The following is a 19,851-nucleotide window of genomic DNA, read 5'->3' on the forward strand; positions in this document are numbered from 1 at the left end:
AACCCCGTGATGAATCCCTCAGCGCGGCACAATAGACATATGACCTCCCGTACTTTGTCAGCTGCTAAGCCCTTGCTGCCAGCTCGCCTACCGCTTATGCGGCCGAAACATGGCCGCTGGCTGACAGGCGTATGCCAAGGTATCGCCTTGCACTTGGGTATTTCCGTATCATGGGTGCGTTTGGCGTTCATCGTTTTAACAATGCTGTACGGGGTAGGCATTATCGGCTATGTATTCCTGTGGATTTTCGTCCCCGCCGGCGATCCCATAGCTGCCGCAGCAGCCCGAACGGGAGCCATTCCAACCGATCAGGCGCCGCTGTCCAAAGGCAATCAACCTGTAGATGCACGCGGATCAGCGATTCCTATCGAAGACACCGTTGCCGGAACTAATGAATCCCTTGCCGAAGCAGTACAGCGAGCGCCAAAACCAGCACTTGTTGCTTTGGGCGGATTCGCATTGATGGCCATTGGTATGGTGCTGATGAGCGCGGGTGTTGACAATGCCATTATCATGCCCCTGCTGTTGGCGTTCGCCGGCATTGCCTTGGCTTGGATGAATTTGGCTCCTCGAGGCATACAACTGCTTTCCATGCTCGGCGGCTTAACCCTGATTTTTATTGGCTGGACTACGTATGTGTCCAATGTGTCGTTCATTGGATGGGGCACTTCGCCAAGACGCATTATGGTTTCCGGTTTGGTGATGATTATTGCCATGGTGGTGGCTGTGCTGCCTTGGGCTAATGCGATGATTCAGCAGCTTTCACGCGAACAATCTTTGAAAGAGCGCGAAGAAGAACGTGCTGATATGGCTGCTCATTTGCATGATGGCGTGCTGCAAACGCTGGCTTTGATTCAGCTGCATTCAACTGAGCCTGAAAGCGTGTTCACTTTGGCTCGCGCGCAGGAACGCGAACTGCGCGAATGGTTGTATCAGGAGCGAGTCACATCCGATCGTTCGGTCAGCGCAGGCCTGAAGGAAATCGCCGCTGAAGTTGAAGACGGGCACGGCAAACCTATTGAAGTGGTGACTGTGGGCGACGCTCGCCCCAGTGCGCAAACCGATGCGCTGCTGGATGCCACCCGCCAAGCGCTGGTTAATGCGGTGACTCATGGTGCTGAGCCGATTTCCTTGTATTGCGAGGCGAATGCTTCACTGATTGAGGTGTTCGTGCGTGATCATGGCAATGGCTTTGACATCAATGCCGTGCCGAAAGATCGGTTGGGTATCCGGGAATCAATTATCGGCCGAGTTGAACGCCGTGGCGGTACAGTGGAAATCGTGTCCAGAGCAGGATGGGGAACCGAAGTGCGCATGCATATGCCGATTGCGCCAGTACATCAGGGAGAGAAGGAATGAGCGAGGAAACCAGTACCAAGATTCGTATTGCCGTGGTGGATGACCACGAGATGTTTCGCGCGGGCGTTATCGCTACATTGCGTGATTCGTTCGATATCGTGGGTCAGGCCGCCGATGTGCCGACTTCAGTATCGATGATTGCTCAAGTTAAACCGCAGGTCGTGTTGTTGGATGTGCATGTGCCGGGCGGTGAAGGCGGAGGCGGCGCTGAAATCCTGCTGAAATCACGCCCCTACTCCCCCGATACCGTGTTCTTGGCATTGTCTGTTTCGGATGCGCCTCAGGATGTGGGCTCGGTGATTCGCGCCGGAGCGCAAGGATATGTGACCAAAACCATCACCGGAGCTGATCTGATTTCCTCCATCAAGCAAGTGCATGAAGGATACGCCGTGTTCTCTCCGAAACTGGCTGGTTTTGTGCTTTCCGCATTCCAAGGCGGTTCTTTTGGTTCCTCTGATGCGCCTGTGCATGATGAGGAATTGGATAGGCTTTCCGCTCGAGAACAGGAAGTAATGCGATTGATTGCCCGTGGATACACGTATAAGGAAGTGGCTGCGGAGCTGTTTATTTCGATTAAAACCGTGGAAACGCATGTGAGCTCGGTGCTCAGAAAGCTGCAGCTTTCGAATCGCACCGAGCTCACGCGCTGGGCCGCCGATAGGCGGATTGTGTGATGGCTCCCTGTTTTTGTTAGGTCTCTCCCTCAGTCAGCTACGCTGACAGCTCCCTCGTCAGAGGGAGCCAGAAGGGGATAATCACTTGGCGTCGCGGAAACCGTTGGGGTTCTTGGTCTGCCAGTTCAAGGAGGACTTGGCCATATCGTCGATGGTCAGCTCAGCCTTCCAATCCAGCTCACGGGCCGCCTTGGAGGCATCAGCGTAGCAAGCAGCGATGTCACCGGGGCGGCGAGGCTTGATCACGTACGGAATCGCGTGGCCAGCTGCCTTTTCGTAAGCCTTGATGACCTCAAGCACGGAGTAGCCATGGCCAGTGCCCAGGTTGTAGGTGAACACGCCGGACTTCTCGATGTGATCGATAACGGCCACATGACCCTTGGCCAGATCAACCACGTGGATGTAATCGCGTACGCCAGTGCCGTCAGGGGTGTCGTAATCGTCGCCGAAGACCTGCACAGCCTTGAGCTCGCCGATGGCGACCTTGGCCACGTACGGGGTCAGGTTGGCTGGGATACCCTTCGGATCCTCGCCCAGCAGGCCGGACTCGTGAGCACCAACTGGGTTGAAGTAACGCAGCAATACGATAGTCCACTCCGGATCAGCAACGTGCACGTCACGCAGAATCTGCTCCTGGAACAGCTTGGAGGTGCCGTATGGGTTGGTGGTGCCGCCAGTCGGAGTTTCCTCGGTAATCGGCAGTTCCTTCGGAGTGCCGTACACGGTGGCGGAAGACGAGAAGATAATCTTCTTAACGTTGTGTGCGCGCATCACCTTAAGCAGCACCAGCGTGGAGTACAGGTTGTTGTCATAGTACTCGATCGGCTTGGCCACGGACTCGCCCACGGCCTTGAGGCCAGCGAAGTGGATAACCCAGTCAATCGGATTCTCGTCGAAGATCTTGTTCATCAAGGCTTCGTCACGCACGTCGCCGTCGTAACGCTTGATCTTCTTGCCGGTGATCTGCTCAACGCGGTCGAGAGCAATCGGAGACGAGTTGCCGTAGTTGTCTACGGACACCACATCGTATCCCTTATTCAACAGCTCAACGTCAGTATGGGTGGCAATGAAGCCCGCGCCGCCCGTAACCAGAACAGTGGTCATGTCTTCTCCTTGAAGAATGTGCACTTCTGTTTCCACAATGTGCACTTTTGTTCTTTCATGTATGAGTTTACTGCACTCGGTGACAAAATCAAGCGCAGTAAGCGGTTCTTGTGTTCCTTTTTGTTCACAAAAACAACATTGGCTCCCCTTCCGAAGAACAGGGAGCCAATGAGTAGATCAGGCGTTGCGCCAGGCGATGCCGCTGCCTTCAAGGTCGAAGGTCTCGCTGCTGCCATCGGCAAGCGTGACGGTGGTGGTCTGTGGCTGATCCGTGTTGTTGATCACGCAGTACAGACCCTGCTCCGGGAAGTGAGCGACTTCGCACTCCGGGTTCGAGGAGCTCCAAGCCGCGTACTTGTCTTCGTTGTGGGAAGCCCAGAAGAGAATACGCTCCAGCAGGCGTGCGTTGGCCGCCGAATACGGCAGACCGGACACATATACGCCACGACCCTTACCGTACTCGTTGGTTGCAAGCTGCACCTGGCCGTTATCGGCACGCAGCAGCGTCACATCCTCGTTAATCGGATACGTGTTCAGCACCGGCTCACCGAAATCGATGCCACCCAGCGGCTCGATGCCCTGACCGCCACCGCAACCGGACAGCGGGATGCGGTAACCGGCCTTCTGCCATGCTTCACGAGCCTCGGCGTCCACCGGCACATCTTCGGTGATGAAGTGGTCCGGGGTGACCGGCGGGAAGTACTTGTCCACAGACAGAGTCTGGTAACGCTCTTCGTCCACACCGAACACGTCGGCCAGCTGGAAGAAACGACCAGCCTGGAAGCGCGGCAGAGAGCTCGGCTCCCCCACGCCGACCAGTGCGCCACCGCCACGCACCCATGCACGCAGCGTTTCGGCCAGCTTCGGATTGTCCCACACATCACCGCCAGTGAACGCGGTGTCGACCGGACCACCGGTGACAACAACGTCGATATCGTCATCAACGCCATGCTCGAGCACGTCATCGAAGCTGATGAAGCGCACGTTCACACGCATACCGGAGAGGGATTCCAGAATGCCGTAGTACGAGTAGGTCTGCTTGTTCGGCAGCGCGTGGGCCACGGTGAATGCCATCCAGGAGCGCATCTTGCCCCAAGAGTTGAGGATGGCCACGTTCAGTTCGCCTTCTGCAGCCTTGCCCTCCGTACGATCGTGAATATCACGGAACTCATTAGCGATATGGGTAACCGTGTCCACGAACTTCGGGAACTTGGCGGCCAGAGACAGGTAGCCGCCGTATCCCATGCGGGAGATCGGGGAACGCAGGATGGCGCGACGAGCCTTGCGCCAGTTATCCAGGCCTTCAATACTCGGATCGTTGCCCTCATAGAAGGTATCCGGGAAGAAGTACGGCAGGAAGCGACCTTCCGTGTACTTGACGCCTGGGATATCAGCGATCATACGAGTCGTGGTGCCGTCGCCGATGGAGCCGACCACTGCGTCGAGGCCAAGCTCGTCGAAACCGTCCTTGTACGGCTCGGTACCGATCCACTGGTCACCGAGGAACATCATCGCTTCCTTGCCTGCAGCATGGGACATGTCGGCAAGCTGCTTCACGTTCTTGCGAACGAATCCGGACAGGAAGTCAATCCAATCGCGCTGGGCCTTGCGCGGCACGCGCCATGCGGAGTTGTAGGCACCGCCGTCCACGAAGTCTTCCGGGCGCAGACGGTAACCGTATTCCTTCTCGAAATCATCGAGGGCAGCCGGGCTCACCGTGCAGGCGCAGCCGAACCAGTCGACGATCTTTTCGCGATGCTTCGGATCGAACAGCAGCGTGAACTGGTAGAAGAAGGTGGTGAAACGCACCACATCCACCTGCGGATTGTCCTTGAGCCACTGCTCGAACGTATCGAACACGAACTTGCGGGTGGCCGGGTGGTAGATGTCGAACGGAATCTCGTGTTCCTTATCACCCCAGTTGTTGGTCAGGTGGTTGTACATCTCCACCGGATCCCAGATGATATAGGCCAGGAAGCTCACCGTGTACTCATGCCATGCAGTTACGCCGGATACATGTACGGTATCGGTATCCGCATCAAGGGTCCAATTGCTCGGATCCACGACCTCGCCGGTGGTACGATCCACCACTTCCCAATACTTATGCGGGTCGGCATCACGGTTCGGCTTGAGCTGCTCGGCAAAGAACGATTCCATCAGCGGAATATCCACAGAATCGGACTCGGCAAGAATACGATCGGTCAACAGATATACCTGCGGGGTTTCATCCATGTGCAGGGTAATCCACTCGTTATGCGCACGAGTCGGGAAGTAAGCGCTGTAAATCTTCTTACCGAGGGCAAGTACAGCCTCATCCAAGTGCGTACCATCAGAGTTGCGGATTGCATCCGCACCCCACAGCTCGGCAAGTTCCTTAGTCTTCTCGGCAAAATTCTCCTCGCTAGGCAAGGTGAAGCGGCCGGTACTGGTCATGGTCTCTCCTTTGAGGGCATTTGTTTATTGGATAATTAAATTGTAAACAATATATGCATATAAACAAAACAGCCGGCGCCGCCATCGGGCGTCGAGGATTCTGACTGCATAAATCCTGGTGCGCCCTACGGCAACGCCGGAAGAGCGAATCAAGCATTGCCGAACTTTCCCGTTGACTTTTCCATAACAACAAACCGGAAAAGTCAACGGTTCAGCGATGCATGTGCGTGCTACTTGATTGGGAAGAAGCCGCCCGGCACCGGAAGGAGTAGCACGAGATGCCGGGCGGCGGAATTGATGGGATTGGACGTGCGCTTAACGCGTCAGCCAGCAAGAACAGACTTCGCTACGCGAAGACTCAAACCGACCTTCGCTCGACTACCGTCTCGCTCAGGCTGAGCCTACGGACAGTCCACCGGACTGTCCGTTTACGACTCAGCCTTTGACTGCACCTGCGGCGAGGCCGGCCTGCCAGTAGCGCTGGAGGCCGAGGAAGAGCACGATTACCGGCAGCACGCCGAGCAGAGCACCCATCATCAGAGCGCCACGATCAGTGAACGTAGCCAGCGAGACCATGCCGTACAGACCCAAGGTCACCGGCTTCAGCGTGTCAGAAGACACCATCATCAACGGCAGCAGGAAGTTGTTCCACGTGGCCACAAACAGGAACAGGAAGATCGTGACCATTGCCGGAGCCAGAATCCTCAACACAATCGTGAAGAAGATTCGAGCTTCACTAGCACCATCAATACGGGCTGCCTCAAGCAGTTCGTTCGGCACTGAAGTCTGTGCGTACACACGGCCCAGGAAGAAGCCGAACGGAGAGACGCAGCACGGGATGATGATGGACAGCATCGTGTTGGTCAGGTGCAGGGCATGGAAGATGGAGTACTGCGGAATAGTCAACAGGGCAGCCGGCATAAGCATGCAGCCCATGATGATGCCGATAGCAAGATTCTTGCCACGGAAGTTGAACTTGGCAGTAGCATAGCCAGCCATCACGGCGACCAAAGTACCCACAAAAGCGGAGACACCTGAGTACACCAGGGAGTTGAACACCCAGCGCCAGAACTGGCCGCGGGTCCAGCCAATCAGTTTGCCGTAGTTCGTGGCGATTGCATCAGGCAAATCACCGAGGCCTACAGCAAACCACAGACCATTGCTACCGGTCATCTGGCTCGGAGTCTTGGTCGATGCGATGATTGCCCAGTAAATCGGGAAGAGGAAGTAAATCAGCGCAAAGACCAGAATAATGATGGTAATGGTTTTGACCAATGCGGAAGGCTGCATGGAACGAGGCAAGTCGTTAGCATGCTTGTCGCGAATCTTATCAGCCTTCTTACGCGCGCGTGCGGCAGCGCGAGATTCCTTATCAACTGCTTCTACGGAGCTCATTCTGCGTTCACCTTCCTTTCAACAAGCGTGTACACCACAGCAAGCACGCCGGCGATCAATGCCATAACAATTGCCACTGCAGATGCCGGACCATCACCACCCGGGGTCAACGTGCCCTGAGAAGTATTGAGTGCCATCATCATTGGCGTGTACGACTTCGAGATACTCGGGTCGGAAATAGACATCACCTGAGGCTCGTTGAACAGCTGGATAGTACCCACGATGGAGAGCAGCATGGCCAGCAGGGCGGCAGCGCGCACATTCGGCAGCTTAATCTTCATGGCAATCTGGAAACCGTTGGCACCATCGATACGGGCGGCCTCATACAGATCATGCGGAATAGCCTGCAATGCAGCGAGGAAGATCAGCATGTTGTAGCCGGTAAACGTCCATGTAGTGATGTTAGCCATCGAACCGAGGACAACATTATCGGCGAAGAAATCAACCTTAATGCCGATGGCAGCAAGACCCTTGACAATCGGGGAAATCTGACCGTTGTACAGGTACACCCAGATGATGGATGCCACAACGCCCGGAATTGCGTACGGCAGGAAGTAGCTCAAGCGGAATGCGGTGATGTGCTTAACAATGTAGGAATCGATGAGCATTGCCAGAGCCAATGCACCGATAATCATGACCGGCACCTGAACCAAGGTGTAGAGGATAACCCTTCCCACACCAGCCCAGAAGTTGCTCGAGGTGATTACGTACTGGAAGTTCTGGAAACCAACGAACTTGTTGACCAGCTCGCCGCCACCGTATGCGCCACCACCCGTGGTGACCTGGCGGAAGAAGCTGGAATAGATAGCCCAAATAATCGGAAGAATAAACACAAGAGCGAAGAGGATACCGAACGGTGCCATAAAGGCCCAGCCGGTGCGGTTCTCGCGCTTGGCGGCATTTGAAGCCTTTGGCTTCGCGGCACGCCTGGCGACTCCCGTCTTCGCCGTTTTAGTTGTTGCAGTCATAGGGAAAACCTGTCTTTCAAAAGAACAGTGAAAACAGTGAAAGATGAAAGCAATGCGTACGACTCTCAGTGCAGTCAGTTATAGAGATCCGTACTGTGGTGCATAAGGAAAGGCCGGAGTGTCGAGCTCCGGCCTTTCGATGTGTGATTGAGGAGATTAGCGGCTGGAAGGAACCTTAGCCGTTAATGTCACTCGGAAACAGACAGGCCGAGGTTCTTCAGCGTATCCACGGAAGTGGTCTGTGCTTCGGAGAAGATGTCTGCAACCTTGCCGGAGCCATCGGTGGCCTTGGCAGCGGTTTCGTTCATCTTGGCGGCAACTGCGGAGAAGCCAGGCATGTAGGTGAAGTCACCCATGTTGTTGTTGGCGTCCTTGAATTCCTTCATGATGTCCTGGCCGCCGAAGAAGGTGGACCACTCTTCAGGGGTCTTGGCGTCTTCAGTGGTAGCAGCCGGAACGAGGCCCTGGGAAACCAGATCGGAAATCTGAGTGTTGAACCAGTCCAGGAACTCCATAGCTTCCTTCGGGTGCTTGGTGTTCTTCAGCACGGCCACAGCGGAACCACCGTCAGGGCCGGTCTTGCCGGAGTTGCCGAACCAATCGCCGACCTGGGCGACCTGCCACTCACCGGAGCCAGTGCCACCGGAGGAGGTCCTGAACAGCGGGGCTTCCCAAGCGGCAGCCACGGTGCCGATCAGCGAGCCATCCTTGATGGAAGCATCGAAGGACGGATCCCAACGCGGGTTGGTGGTTGCGGCGTTGGCGTCGAGCAGCTGCTGGTAGAAGTCAGCAACGGCCTTGGAGCCATCGGTCTCGGTGTTGACGACCCAGGAGTCGCCCTTCACCTTGTACCAGCCACCGGAAGCACCGGCCAGACCGGAAATCATGTTGCCGGCCTCATCAGGCTGGTAGGACATGATGTACTTGCCAGAGGCGGCAGCGGTCTTGGCCGCGGCGATGAACTCGTCGGCAGTCTGCGGGATCTCAGTGATGCCGAGCTTCTCGAACTCGGCCTTGTTGTAGAAGTACACGAGCGGGCCGGTGTCCTGCGGCAGACCGTAAGCCTTGCCGTTCACCTGAACCAGGCTGTACGGGCCGGATGCGAAGTCACCCTTGTACTGCTCGGCGTACTGGGTCACGTCCTGGAGCAGGCCCTTGGTGAAGACCTCAGGCAGCTCAGCGTAACCGACCTGAGCCAGATCCGGAGCCTCGCCGGACTTAACGTCGGTCTCAAGCTTCTTGATCATTTCAGAGGCCTTGCCATCGAACTTGGTGGCCTTAACCTGAATATCCGGATGCTCCTTGTTCCACTTGGCAACGATATCGTTGACCAGAACCATGCCGTCGGAATCCGGAAGACGGTGCATGTAGGTAATCGTGACCTTGCCACCGTCGTCGCTGCTGTCGGTGTTGGCGGTGTCGCTACCGCAACCAGCAAGACCCATACCCATAGCAGCCACTGCGGCCAGTGCGGCCACCAGACGCTTGTTATGCGATACCATATCTCTACTCCTTCGTTATATGGTCTCATCACTTCCCTGTGACGAACAATTGCTAATTTATGCCCTCCGCAGCGAATTGTCAACTTTGCTAACAATTTCCGCGCGCCTCCCGCAAAAACGTTGTGTTTCAACGGTTCAGCGCACATAAGGTCAGTTAACATAGCTGACTTCACGGCACATAAATTTTTTATTCGCTTGGTTGTGTGACCGGTTACATGGTATCACAATGCTTTACCTTAGCAACAACGGCGTGTGTCCAAATTATGAAGAAACCGTGAAGGCGCCTACATGTGAGCAGCGCTCCCCTCGACGCGCACATCATTATGTACGCGTCTCAACGAAGCACCCGCAAACATAATGACGATTTGAAGACCAAAAACGTCATTATGTTTGCGTGGCACTCGTTGGGCCGCATACTTAGTGATGCTTTACCCGCCAAAATCGTCATTATGTACGCGGCATACACGTTGGCACGCGTACTTAGTGACGATTGCCCCCCTCGCAACAGAGCCTCGGAACCCTATATCCCGAATCTGGAAGCATCACAGCCCGCGGGCCACAAACGAAAAAGGCTCCGAACTGCTGTTCGGAGCCTTAATATGCGGACAGAGCGAGATTCGAACTCGCGGAGGGTTGCCCCTCAACGGTTTTCAAGACCGTCTCTTTAGACCGCTCAGACATCTGTCCCTTGCGCGCTTCTGCGGAACACCGCGAAGCGCACGATGTTCAATTATACATATGGTAGGGAGAATGCTGCTGATCTATCGCGATAATCAGCGACAAATCTGCGGCTTCGCCGGCTTCTCTCCCTCCGGCTCTTCGAGCCACCTCCCTCATCAGAGGGAGGCAACAGCGGAAACCAGCCTGATGAAATCAGGCCTTCCATGTGACGGACAGTCCAGTGGAGTGTCCGTAGCAGCGTGCAGCGATAGCGTCGCGCGCGTCGCAGGGAAACAGCAGGCCTAATGAAATCAGGCCTCCCATTTAGTGGGCTCGATGACTTCCTTGCCGCCCATGTACGGACGCATGGCCTTCGGAATCTCGATGGAGCCATCCTTCTGCTGGTGGTTCTCAAGGATGGCGACCAGCCAACGGGTGGTGGCCAGCGTGCCGTTCAGCGTGGAAACCGGGCGGGTGCCGCCGTCTTCCATGCGTTCGCGGATGTTCAGGCGGCGAGCCTGGTACTCGGTGCAGTTGGAGGTGGAGGTCAGCTCACGGTAACGGCCCTGAGTCGGCACCCAAGCCTCGCAATCGAACTTACGGGCTGCGGAGGAACCGAGGTCGCCGGCAGCGGTATCGATGATGCGGTACGGCACCTCGACCTTGGCGAGCATTTCCTGCTCCATAGCCAGCAGGTGCTCATGCTCCTTGTAGGAGTCCTCCTGCTTGGCGTAGACGAACATTTCCACCTTGTCGAACTGGTGGACGCGGATGATGCCGGAAGTGTCCTTGCCAGCAGCGCCAGCCTCACGGCGGTAGCAGGAGCTCCAACCGCAGTAACGCAGCGGGCCGTTGCCGAGGTCGAGAATCTCGTTCTCGTGCATGCCGGCCAGAGCCACTTCGGAAGTACCGACCAGATACTGCTCATCAGGTTCACGCAGACGGTAAATCTCATCGGCGTGGGAGTTCAAAAAGCCAGTGCCGCGCATCACTTCAGGACGCACCAGCGTCGGGGTGATGGCCAGCACGAAACCGTGCTCTTCAGCCTGATCCACAGCCATGGTCAGCATGGCGATCTGCATACGAGCCACAGCACCGCGAAGGAAGTAGAAGCGGGAGCCGCCAACCTTCACACCACGACGCATATCGATACCGGCAACTTCAGTGCCGAGAGTCAGATGATCCTTCGGTTCGAAGCCTTCAGCTGCGAAGTCACGAATCTGGCCAACCTTCTTGACCACCACGTAATCATCCTCGCCGCCTTCGGGAGCTTCCGGCTCCACGATGTTGGAGAGCTTCCACATGGCGGTGGTGTATTCCTCGGCAGCGGAGTCCGCAGCGGACTTGTATTCGGCAACCTTCTGGGAGAGTTCCTTGGTTTCGGCAATCAGCTTGGCCTTTTCTTCTGCCGGAGCTGCGGCAACCTTCTTGCCGATTTCCTTCTGCTGGGCGCGAGCCTCTTCAAAAGCCTTCAGCGCCTCACGACGTGCGGTATCGGAGGAAAGAACCTCATCAACGAGTTCCACGGACTCGCCGCGCTTGCGCTGGGATTCCTTGACGATATCAGTATGTTCACGGATGAATTGAATATCAAGCATGCGCCCAACACTACCGCCGTAAGCCGACACGCAACAGCCTATTTACCCCATTAATCTCACTAACCGTGCAGGAAATGTTCACGAACGGCGTGGCATTAGACGCAACAATCAATCTGCCACTACAAATAGGAGTCATGTCTCAAACCGCTTCCACAGTGATCATCGTCATCGTTGCAGTGCTCATCCTTGCGGCGTTCATTGCAGCCATAGTGCTGGCCGTCCGCGCTGAGCGCCGCCGCCGTCTTGCCTTGACACTGGAAAAGCGTAGGGATGACGAAGTGCAATACGCCTTCGTTATCAACCCGTCCAAGCCTCAGGCCGCCACTCAGCGTCTGCATATTCAAGAGTTCTGCCGCTCCAAAGGCTTGAATCGTATTCGTTTCTACGATACGCAGCTCGATAAGGATGGCCGCGCCTGCGCTTTGGAAGCCCTCGAAGATGGCGCTGATGTGGTGATTGCAGTCGGCGGCGACGGCACTGTGCGCACGGTGGCGAGCGCGGTGTCCGGTACCGGTCATGCACTTGGCATTATTCCGATTGGCACCGGCAATTTATTCGCCCGCAATATGGGCATTCCTGTAGATGATATTGATGCGGCTTTGACCGTGGCCACTTCGCACGGCTCTCGCTTGGTGGATATGGGCCGACTCCATTTGCTGGATCATCCTGAAGATGATCATGGCCATGCCTTCCTCATCATCGCTGGCATTGGATTCGACGCGGCCATGATCGATGACACTGACCCTGCTTTGAAGGCTAATATCAGCTGGCTTGCATACTTCGTGGGCGGTATTAAGAATCTCTTTGCTCCAAAGTTCCGTGGTGATCTGACTATCACCAGCGCTGATGGTTCCACTCACTCCATTAGAAACCTTGATTTTCGCACGATTATGGCCGGCAACTGCGGTCAGATTCCTGTGTTTTCTCTGATGCCGGCAGCCTCGTATGACGATGGCATTCTTGACTTTGAAATCATCGATACCACTGGCGGCATTCTTGGCTGGGCAAACCTGTTCGGCGACGTAGTGCATCAAACCATTACTGGCAAGCCGGAGCAGAACCCGTTGTCTACCAATTCCACGGTGGAGCAGGTGCAGGGTATTACTGCGGAAATTACGCTGGAGAAGCCGGCTAAGGCTCAGGTGGATGGCGATATGCTGCCGGAAACCAGGCACATTCGTTTCGCAGTGGATCAGCGGGCGTTGATTGTGCGTGTACCGGATGCCTCCACGCTCAAGACTGCACAAGCTGCGGCCGCGAATGCTACGTCTGATTTTGCGGAGACAACGAGTATTTTAGAGCCGGTGAAGTAGGGCACTACCCCTCAGACAGCTTCACCGCCAGCTCCTCTGACAAGGGGAGCCAGAAATCAGGAACGCGCGTCGGCGGTGACTCGAGCTACGTGCATGGCGAGGTAGGCCACTTCGTCGTCGCTCACGTCGGCGTCCAGACGAAGTTCCAGAAGCCGGCCGATGGTTGAGGCACAGCGCAAGGCTTCCGGATAGGCTTCACGAATCGCCGCAACTATTGGTGCCGGCTCATCCGTAAGCTGCTTCTGCTGATGAATACGGATGAACAGGTACCGCAAATGGGTGATAAATCGCCCCACATTCACTGATTCGCGGTCTAATTTCAGCCCATACGCATGCTCGATAATGTCAAGCATCTGTTGGATTACGCCGGTCATCGTATACGTGTACGTCAAATCCCCGGTAGCAAAACCAGCGTTCACCAAATGCATAGCCAATGAAGTCGCTTCACCAGCCGGCAGTGGAGCGGCCAGCTTACTATTCAGCTTCTGCAGCAGTACCTGGCCCTGCTCATATTCCTTTGGATAGAGGTTGCTGACCTCTCCGACCAGTGGATATTCGACGGTAATACCTCGCTTGAGTCGTGCAATCGCACCGGCGATGTGATCAGATAGTGCCATAACCAGTGTGGTACTGCCGATTTCGCGCTCCCCTAGCCCGGCTTCCTTCATCGCAGTGACTACTATGCGAATGATTTCAGGGTCGATATCGGAAAGCATCTGCGCCAAATGATCCGGGTCGCGGCCGTCCGATGGCACAAAGGTGCGCACGATTTTTGATTCGTCAACGCTCTGACCAGGCTTGGCCTGGAATCCCAATCCACGGCCGGTCAGAATTACTTCACCGCCATCGCCATCTTTGGCGAGCACCACATTATTGTTGAATACTCTCAGTATTTCCATGACGCACCTCCCTTCCGCTTACCGTTCTACATCGATAATAGGTTCTCCAGCGGCCACTTTGCGCAGCTCACGATTGGATACCAACGGAGTTACCGAAGTCATCGCTGATGTATTGACTACTGTCACCACTGTCACCGGATTATGCCCGGCACGCACGATGGCGGAGATATCCACATCCAACAATGGTTGCCCGGCCGCAACACGATCGCCTTTTGCCGCATGTACCGCGAATCCTTCACCGTTCATGTCCACGGTGTCAAGCCCCACATGCACCAGCACTTCCACGCCATCCTCGGTTTTGATACCGAATGCATGGCCCGTTTTTGCCACGGTTTTCAATATGCCGCTTACTGGAGCGTGCACTGTCGCCATGCCAGACGTGCCGGAATCATCCGGCATGATGCCCACACCTTCGCCAAGTGCTTTGGACGCAAACACTGGATCGCCTACTGCATTCAAGTCAATAACCGTGCCAGCAATCGGGGCAACTACTGCATGGGAAATAGACTGAGCGGCAATGCCGGCGCTTTCTCCAGTAGCTCCCGCAATCGGAGTAGAGGAATCTCCAGACTCGGTATCGCTGGACTCCTCTGCGCTGTGCTGCCTCACACCTTGCGGTGCGCGATAACCGCAAACGATCACCAGAATCATCGCTACAGCGAATGCGACTGCAATCGAAATCGCGTACACCCAGGCACGATTGAACACAGGGATGGTCAGCAGCGAAGAGAACGCGAATGCTGTAGTCGTCACCCCGTGAATCACCTGACCGGAAGCCAATACGGAGGGAAACAGCCAGCTCAGCACTGCACTTGATAAACCGCCTGCCGCACAACCGACGAGCAGCCAGCGGTAAATGCGTCGATGCTGCAAGTGAATCCCATACAGGCTGAGTTCGGAAACGCCGCCGAGCAAACCGGCGAGCAACGCGCTGAGCGAAGTTTGCCGCATCGCTGAATCCTTATCGCGAATCGCGAGCACCAGCACGCCAGCGGTCGCCCCAAAACAGGCGAAATTCCATACGCCCATCGGGCCTTGGACGAAGTCGTACCCCAAAGTCTGAATGTTCATCAGCATCAATGCGTTCAATGGCCAGTGCAATCCCAGCGGCACCAAGAACGGGTAGAGCATCGGAATACACAAGGCGAAAAGGAATGGCACATGCGCATTCAGCCAGGCGATGCCTGTTCCCAAGCCATTCCCAAGCCACACACCCAGCGGACCAATCAGCAGCACAGACAGCAGATAGACTGCAACCAGCGAGATGAACGGCACAAACACCAATTGCACACTGTCGGGAATCACCCGCTTCAAACCGTGGTAAATCAGTCCCAGCACAGCCACCATAAGCAACGGCACAACAATGCTGCCGCTGTAGTCATGAATCGGCACGCGGACGCCGAATACCGTGACATCGCCGGTCATACCGGCCAACTGTGGAGCCAGTAGAGCCGACATGATTGCGCCGCCGAGCCAAGGATCCACATTCAGTTTGCGCGAGGCATTCGTGGCGATCATGATCGGCAGCATCACGAACATGACTTCCCAGATTGCTTTGAGCGCCTTCCAGCCATCGGCAGTGTTGCCATCCGGAATCAGACCAAGGGCCACTGCAACGTTTGCCAATGCTATGACAATAGATGCACCCAGCAGCACGCCTAGTAACGGTCGGAAGGAATCGGAAACATAGTCAAGAATGGCGCTAATCCATGCGCGCGGAGAACGAGGCACTTGGAATTCAGCAGATTGCTGCGGCTGGGTCTGCTTCTGAGACTGCGCTTGCTGCGAGTCGGCAGGAGGCAAAGCAGCAGACACTGTTGCACTGGGCGAGTGCGCCGCACGCATGCTCATTATGCTTATCATGCGTTCATATACCGCAGCCACTGCGCCGCCAATGATGATTTGATAACGATTGCTGCCACGCGGGAATGCACCCAGTACGCCTGGAATGGATTCAATGCGGTGCGCATTGGTTTGCGATGCGTCGACCAAGGTGACATGCAGTCGCGTGGCACAATGGGTGAGCTCCTGAATATTGCCCACACCACCAAGAGCGTCGATAATCTGCGAGGCCAGTGATACTGGCTCACCAACTGCAGCGTTCACAGCCCCTCCTCTTCCACGGTTCCCGCCATTGTCCCGCATTGGTTCCACGTTGTCCATTTGACGAATTCGTCAGACAACAAACGTTTGCAAAAAATGCGACGCTTCGGAGTGTCGCGGTAAGAAAAGTCGTATTCTTTTCTTCACACGTTGCGTAGCAGGGTTGTTACTTGGAAACGAGGCAAGACCTGGAGTGATGTGGAATTTGCGTACCCAAATCATTATGGATTTGGCATATGCATGTTCCACATTGTTCCAGGTCTTTTTTGTTTTCAAGCAACATGTGGCAATCGGAGCCAACTGCACGCGGCACAGGGGCACGGCGAGCGTGCCCGTCAATGGCGATGAAAGGAACAGGACATGACGACGGCAACCACACCGGCAGCAGCAACGCAGGCTGCAACCGAAGCCATCGAACAGGGCGCTAGCACTGTGGCAAATATTGCAACGAACACTATCGAGACCATTGAAGCCGCAGAATCACGCGGATTCTCCTCTCGTTTCCCGCTCAACAGCTCGTTTATTTTCACATTCGGCGCATTGGGCGGCATGCTCTTCGGCTTCGACACCGGTATTATTTCCGGCGCTTCCCCGCTGATTGAATCCGACTTCGGTCTAAGCGTTTCCCAGACCGGCTTTATCACCTCGTCCGTGTTGATTGGCTCCTGCGCTGGCGCACTGTCCATCGGCGCATTGTCCGATAAGTTCGGCCGCAAGAAGCTGCTTATTGTTTCCGCCATCCTGTTCCTCATCGGTTCCGGCATGTGCGCTACTTCCACCGGCTTCCTGATGATGGTTGCCGCACGCATCATCCTGGGTCTTGCCGTGGGTGCCGCCTCCGCTTTGACTCCGGCTTACCTGGCTGAGCTCGCGCCGAAGGAGCGCCGCGGCTCGCTTTCCACGCTGTTCCAGCTCATGATCACGTTCGGCATTCTGCTGGCCTATGCATCCAACCTCGGCTTCCTGGGCCACAATCTGCTCGGCGCCCGTGATTGGCGTTGGATGCTCGGTTCCGCACTAGTGCCGGCCGCACTGCTGCTCATCGGTGGTATTCTGCTGCCGGAATCCCCGCGTTACTTGGTGAATAAGGGTGACGAGCGCAACGCATTCAAGGTGCTGACCCTGATTCGCAAGGATGTTGATCAGGCACAGGTGCAGCTCGAGCTCGACGAAATCAAGGCTGTCGCCGCCCAGGACACCAAGGGTGGCGTGCGCGAACTGTTCCGCATCGCCCGCCCGGCACTCATCGCTGCCATCGGCATCATGCTCTTCCAGCAGCTCGTTGGCATCAACTCCGTGATCTACTTCCTGCCGCAGGTGTTCATCAAGGGCTTCGGCTTCCCTGAAGCAGACGCCATCTGGGTTTCCGTGGGCATCGGCGTGGTGAACTTCGTCTCCACCATCGTGGCCACCATGATCATGGACAAGTTCCCACGCAAGGGCATGCTGATCTTCGGATCCATCGTGATGACCGTTTCCCTGGCCATTCTCGCTGTGATGAACTTCGTGGGCGACGTTGCTGTGCTCGCCGTGCCGACCATGATTCTGATCGCCTTCTATATCCTCGGTTTCGCCATCTCCTGGGGTCCGATCGCCTGGGTGCTGATCGGTGAGATCTTCCCGCTGTCCGTGCGCGGCATCGGCTCCTCCTTCGGCTCCGCCGCCAACTGGCTGGGCAACTTCATCGTCTCCCAGTTCTTCCTCGTGCTGCTCGACGCGTTCGGCAACAACGTAGGTGGCCCGTTCGCCATCTTCGGCGTGTTCGCCGCGCTCTCCATCCCGTTCGTGCTGCGCTTCGTGCCTGAGACCAAGGGCAAGTCGCTGGAGGAAATCGAGAAGGAAATATCCCGCCACTGATTCCTTATCACCATTAGCTGATAGCCGGTATTGCCTCGATTATTTCGGGATGCAGTACCGGCATTACTTATTTTTGCCATGTTTTGCAGAGGAAGTTGGCGCTTCTCGGCCGCATGTCACCGCCTCTTTTTTCGCCATTCGCACAGAAGTTGACAACTCTTAACATAGCTTCGCCCAAAACGTTGAAATCCGTGGCACAATAGGGAAGCATGGTAGCAAAAAATGCGGGCTTACCCGCCACCCCAGCAGATCTGATCAACGTCGATGAGGTCATCGGCAAGTACTATGACCTTGTCCCCGATCCGTCCGTTCCGGAGCAGCGTGTCATCTTCGGCACCTCCGGCCACCGCGGATCGTCCCTGAAGACCTCGTTCAACGAGGCTCACATCATCGCCATCTCCCAGGCCATCGCCGAATACCGCAAGAAGGCCGGCGTCACCGGCCCGCTGTACCTCGGCTCCGACACCCACGCGCTCTCCGGCCCGGCCAAGAAGACCGCCATCGAAGTGCTCGTGGCCAACGGCGTGCACGTTCGCGTCGATTCCCGCGATGATTTCGTGCCGACCCCTGTGGTTTCTCAGGCCATCCTGACCCACAACCGCGCGGCCGACGGCACCCAGCGCTTTGAGGGCGAGGGCCTTGCCGACGGTATCGTCGTCACCCCGTCCCACAACCCGCCGACCGATGGTGGCTTCAAGTACGACCCGGTCACCGGCGGCCCGGCTCCGGCTGAGACCACCAACGCCATCGCCGCTCGCGCCAACGAGCTGCTCGGCGACTACAAGAACATCAAGCGCGTGCCTTACGAGGAAGCCATCAAGTCCGAGTACGTCGAGGGCTTCGACTTCCGCGAGCACTACGTTGACGATCTGAAGAACGTCATCGACTTCGATGTGATCCGCAACTCCGGCGTGCGCCTCGGCATCGACCCGCTCGGCGGCGCTTCCGTGAACTACTGGCCGCTCATCAACGAGAAGTACGGCCTGAACATCGGCGTCGTGCGCCCTGAGGTCGATCCGACCTGGCGCTTCATGACCATCGATCACGATGGCAAGATCCGCATGGATCCGTCTTCCCCGTACGCCATGAAGGGCTTGGTTGATGAGCTCAACGCCGGCGCTTGGGATAAGTACGATCTGGTTGGCGGCACTGACCCGGATGCTGATCGTCACGGCATTGTCTGCCCGAACTGGGGCGTTATGAACCCGAACCACTACATCGCTGTGGTTGTGGAATACCTGTTCGGCGGCAATCGCCCGGATTGGCCTGCTGGCGCCGGCATCGGCAAGACACTGGTCTCCTCCTCCCTGATTGACCGCGTGGCCGCTTCCATCAACGCCAAGCTGGTCGAGGTTCCGGTCGGCTTCAAGTGGTTCGTTGACCCGCTGTTCACCGGTGAGGTTGCCTTCGGCGGCGAGGAAAGCTCCGGCATGAGCTTCCTGCGTCGTGACGGCCGCGTGTGGACCACCGATAAGGATGGTCTGATTCCTGACCTGCTGGCAGCTGAGATCACCGCCAAGACTGGCAAGAACCCGGCTGAACTGCACAAGGATCAGGTGGCTCGCTTCGGCGAATCCTGGTACAAGCGCGTTGACACCCCGACCACCCTTGAGCAGAAGCAGAAGTTCGCCAAGCTCACCGGTGACGATGTAACTGCCACCCAGCTTGCCGGCGAAGACATCACCGCCAAGCTCACCGAAGCTCCTGGTAACCACGCCAAGATCGGTGGTCTGAAGGTCACCACCAAGGACAACTGGTTCGCAGCCCGTCCTTCCGGCACCGAGAACATCTACAAGGTGTACGCCGAGTCCTTCGAGAGCCCTGAAGCTCTCGACAAGGTGCTCGACGAGGCCAAGCTCGTGGTCGATAAGGCTCTGAGCGAGTGATGTCCCGCTAAATCCTAGAGCGTTAGGGCGTTGGATTGTGATTCACAGTCCAACGCCCTTTTACTGTTGCGAGCATTCTCACAACGCATCAGCCGCATCC

General features: G+C 56.4%; 13 protein-coding genes and 1 tRNA gene. 5 read left to right on the top strand and 9 right to left on the bottom strand.

Features of this window, described 5'->3' with window-relative positions; all coding sequences use genetic code 11:
• The first annotated feature begins 39 nt into the window (after positions 1 to 39).
• Both AC1AY0_RS02710 and AC1AY0_RS02715 read left to right on the top strand, forming a co-directional pair.
• Positions 40 to 1,359, top strand: a complete 1,320-nt coding sequence (locus AC1AY0_RS02710; RefSeq protein ID WP_476524443.1) for an ATP-binding protein — start codon at positions 40 to 42, stop codon at positions 1,357 to 1,359.
• On the top strand, positions 1,356 to 2,033 hold the full coding sequence (locus tag AC1AY0_RS02715) for a LuxR C-terminal-related transcriptional regulator (protein WP_476524444.1): 678 nt from the start codon (positions 1,356 to 1,358) through the stop codon (positions 2,031 to 2,033). Before AC1AY0_RS02710 ends, AC1AY0_RS02715 begins: the two co-directional genes overlap by 4 nt.
• An 81-nt stretch (positions 2,034 to 2,114) precedes the next feature.
• On the opposite strand, the gene galE is transcribed toward AC1AY0_RS02715, so the two are convergent.
• The 7 genes from galE to serS form a co-directional block, all read right to left on the bottom strand.
• Entirely contained in the window at positions 2,115 to 3,137 is a 1,023-nt protein-coding gene (galE, locus tag AC1AY0_RS02720) for a UDP-glucose 4-epimerase GalE (protein ID WP_476524446.1), read from the bottom strand.
• Between the two features lie 177 nt (positions 3,138 to 3,314).
• Positions 3,315 to 5,570 (bottom strand): 1,3-beta-galactosyl-N-acetylhexosamine phosphorylase, encoded by a 2,256-nt coding sequence (gene gnpA, locus AC1AY0_RS02725; protein ID WP_476524447.1) that lies wholly within the window; start codon positions 5,568 to 5,570, stop codon positions 3,315 to 3,317.
• Positions 5,571 to 6,005: 435 nt separating this feature from the next.
• The gene (locus AC1AY0_RS02730; RefSeq protein ID WP_476524448.1) at positions 6,006 to 6,965 is read right to left on the bottom strand and encodes a carbohydrate ABC transporter permease; all 960 of its coding nucleotides are present in this window, start codon (positions 6,963 to 6,965) and stop codon (positions 6,006 to 6,008) included.
• Entirely contained in the window at positions 6,962 to 7,933 is a 972-nt protein-coding gene (locus AC1AY0_RS02735) for a carbohydrate ABC transporter permease (RefSeq protein WP_476524449.1), read from the bottom strand. The genes AC1AY0_RS02730 and AC1AY0_RS02735 overlap by 4 nt, the downstream gene beginning before the upstream one ends.
• Before the next feature lie 188 nt (positions 7,934 to 8,121).
• Positions 8,122 to 9,435: an ABC transporter substrate-binding protein gene (locus AC1AY0_RS02740; RefSeq protein ID WP_476525757.1), complete on the bottom strand. Its 1,314-nt coding sequence runs from the start codon at positions 9,433 to 9,435 to the stop codon at positions 8,122 to 8,124.
• Between the two features lie 602 nt (positions 9,436 to 10,037).
• Positions 10,038 to 10,122, bottom strand: a tRNA-Ser gene (locus AC1AY0_RS02745).
• Between the two features lie 284 nt (positions 10,123 to 10,406).
• The gene (serS, locus tag AC1AY0_RS02750) at positions 10,407 to 11,693 is read right to left on the bottom strand and encodes a serine--tRNA ligase (protein ID WP_476524452.1); all 1,287 of its coding nucleotides are present in this window, start codon (positions 11,691 to 11,693) and stop codon (positions 10,407 to 10,409) included.
• A 134-nt stretch (positions 11,694 to 11,827) separates the two neighbouring features.
• Between serS and AC1AY0_RS02755 the strand changes: the two genes are divergently transcribed.
• Positions 11,828 to 13,006 (top strand): diacylglycerol/lipid kinase family protein, encoded by a 1,179-nt coding sequence (locus tag AC1AY0_RS02755; RefSeq protein WP_476524454.1) that lies wholly within the window; start codon positions 11,828 to 11,830, stop codon positions 13,004 to 13,006.
• 56 nt (positions 13,007 to 13,062) lie between these two features.
• On the opposite strand, the gene AC1AY0_RS02760 is transcribed toward AC1AY0_RS02755, so the two are convergent.
• Together AC1AY0_RS02760 and AC1AY0_RS02765 are read right to left on the bottom strand one after the other, a co-directional pair.
• Complete coding sequence (locus AC1AY0_RS02760; protein ID WP_476524455.1) at positions 13,063 to 13,905, bottom strand: PRD domain-containing protein; 843 nt, start codon at positions 13,903 to 13,905, stop codon at positions 13,063 to 13,065.
• Positions 13,906 to 13,923: 18 nt separating this feature from the next.
• Complete coding sequence (locus AC1AY0_RS02765) at positions 13,924 to 16,050, bottom strand: glucose PTS transporter subunit IIA (RefSeq protein WP_476525948.1); 2,127 nt, start codon at positions 16,048 to 16,050, stop codon at positions 13,924 to 13,926.
• Between the two features lie 318 nt (positions 16,051 to 16,368).
• Here AC1AY0_RS02765 and AC1AY0_RS02770 point away from each other — a divergent pair, with 318 nt between their 5' ends.
• On the top strand, positions 16,369 to 17,865 hold the full coding sequence (locus AC1AY0_RS02770; protein ID WP_476525759.1) for a sugar porter family MFS transporter: 1,497 nt from the start codon (positions 16,369 to 16,371) through the stop codon (positions 17,863 to 17,865).
• Between the two features lie 209 nt (positions 17,866 to 18,074).
• Complete coding sequence (pgm, locus tag AC1AY0_RS02775; RefSeq protein ID WP_476525761.1) at positions 18,075 to 19,751, top strand: phosphoglucomutase (alpha-D-glucose-1,6-bisphosphate-dependent); 1,677 nt, start codon at positions 18,075 to 18,077, stop codon at positions 19,749 to 19,751.
• Positions 19,752 to 19,851: the final 100 nt, after the last annotated feature.

Source organism: Bifidobacterium sp. LH_416, assembly GCF_056357055.1.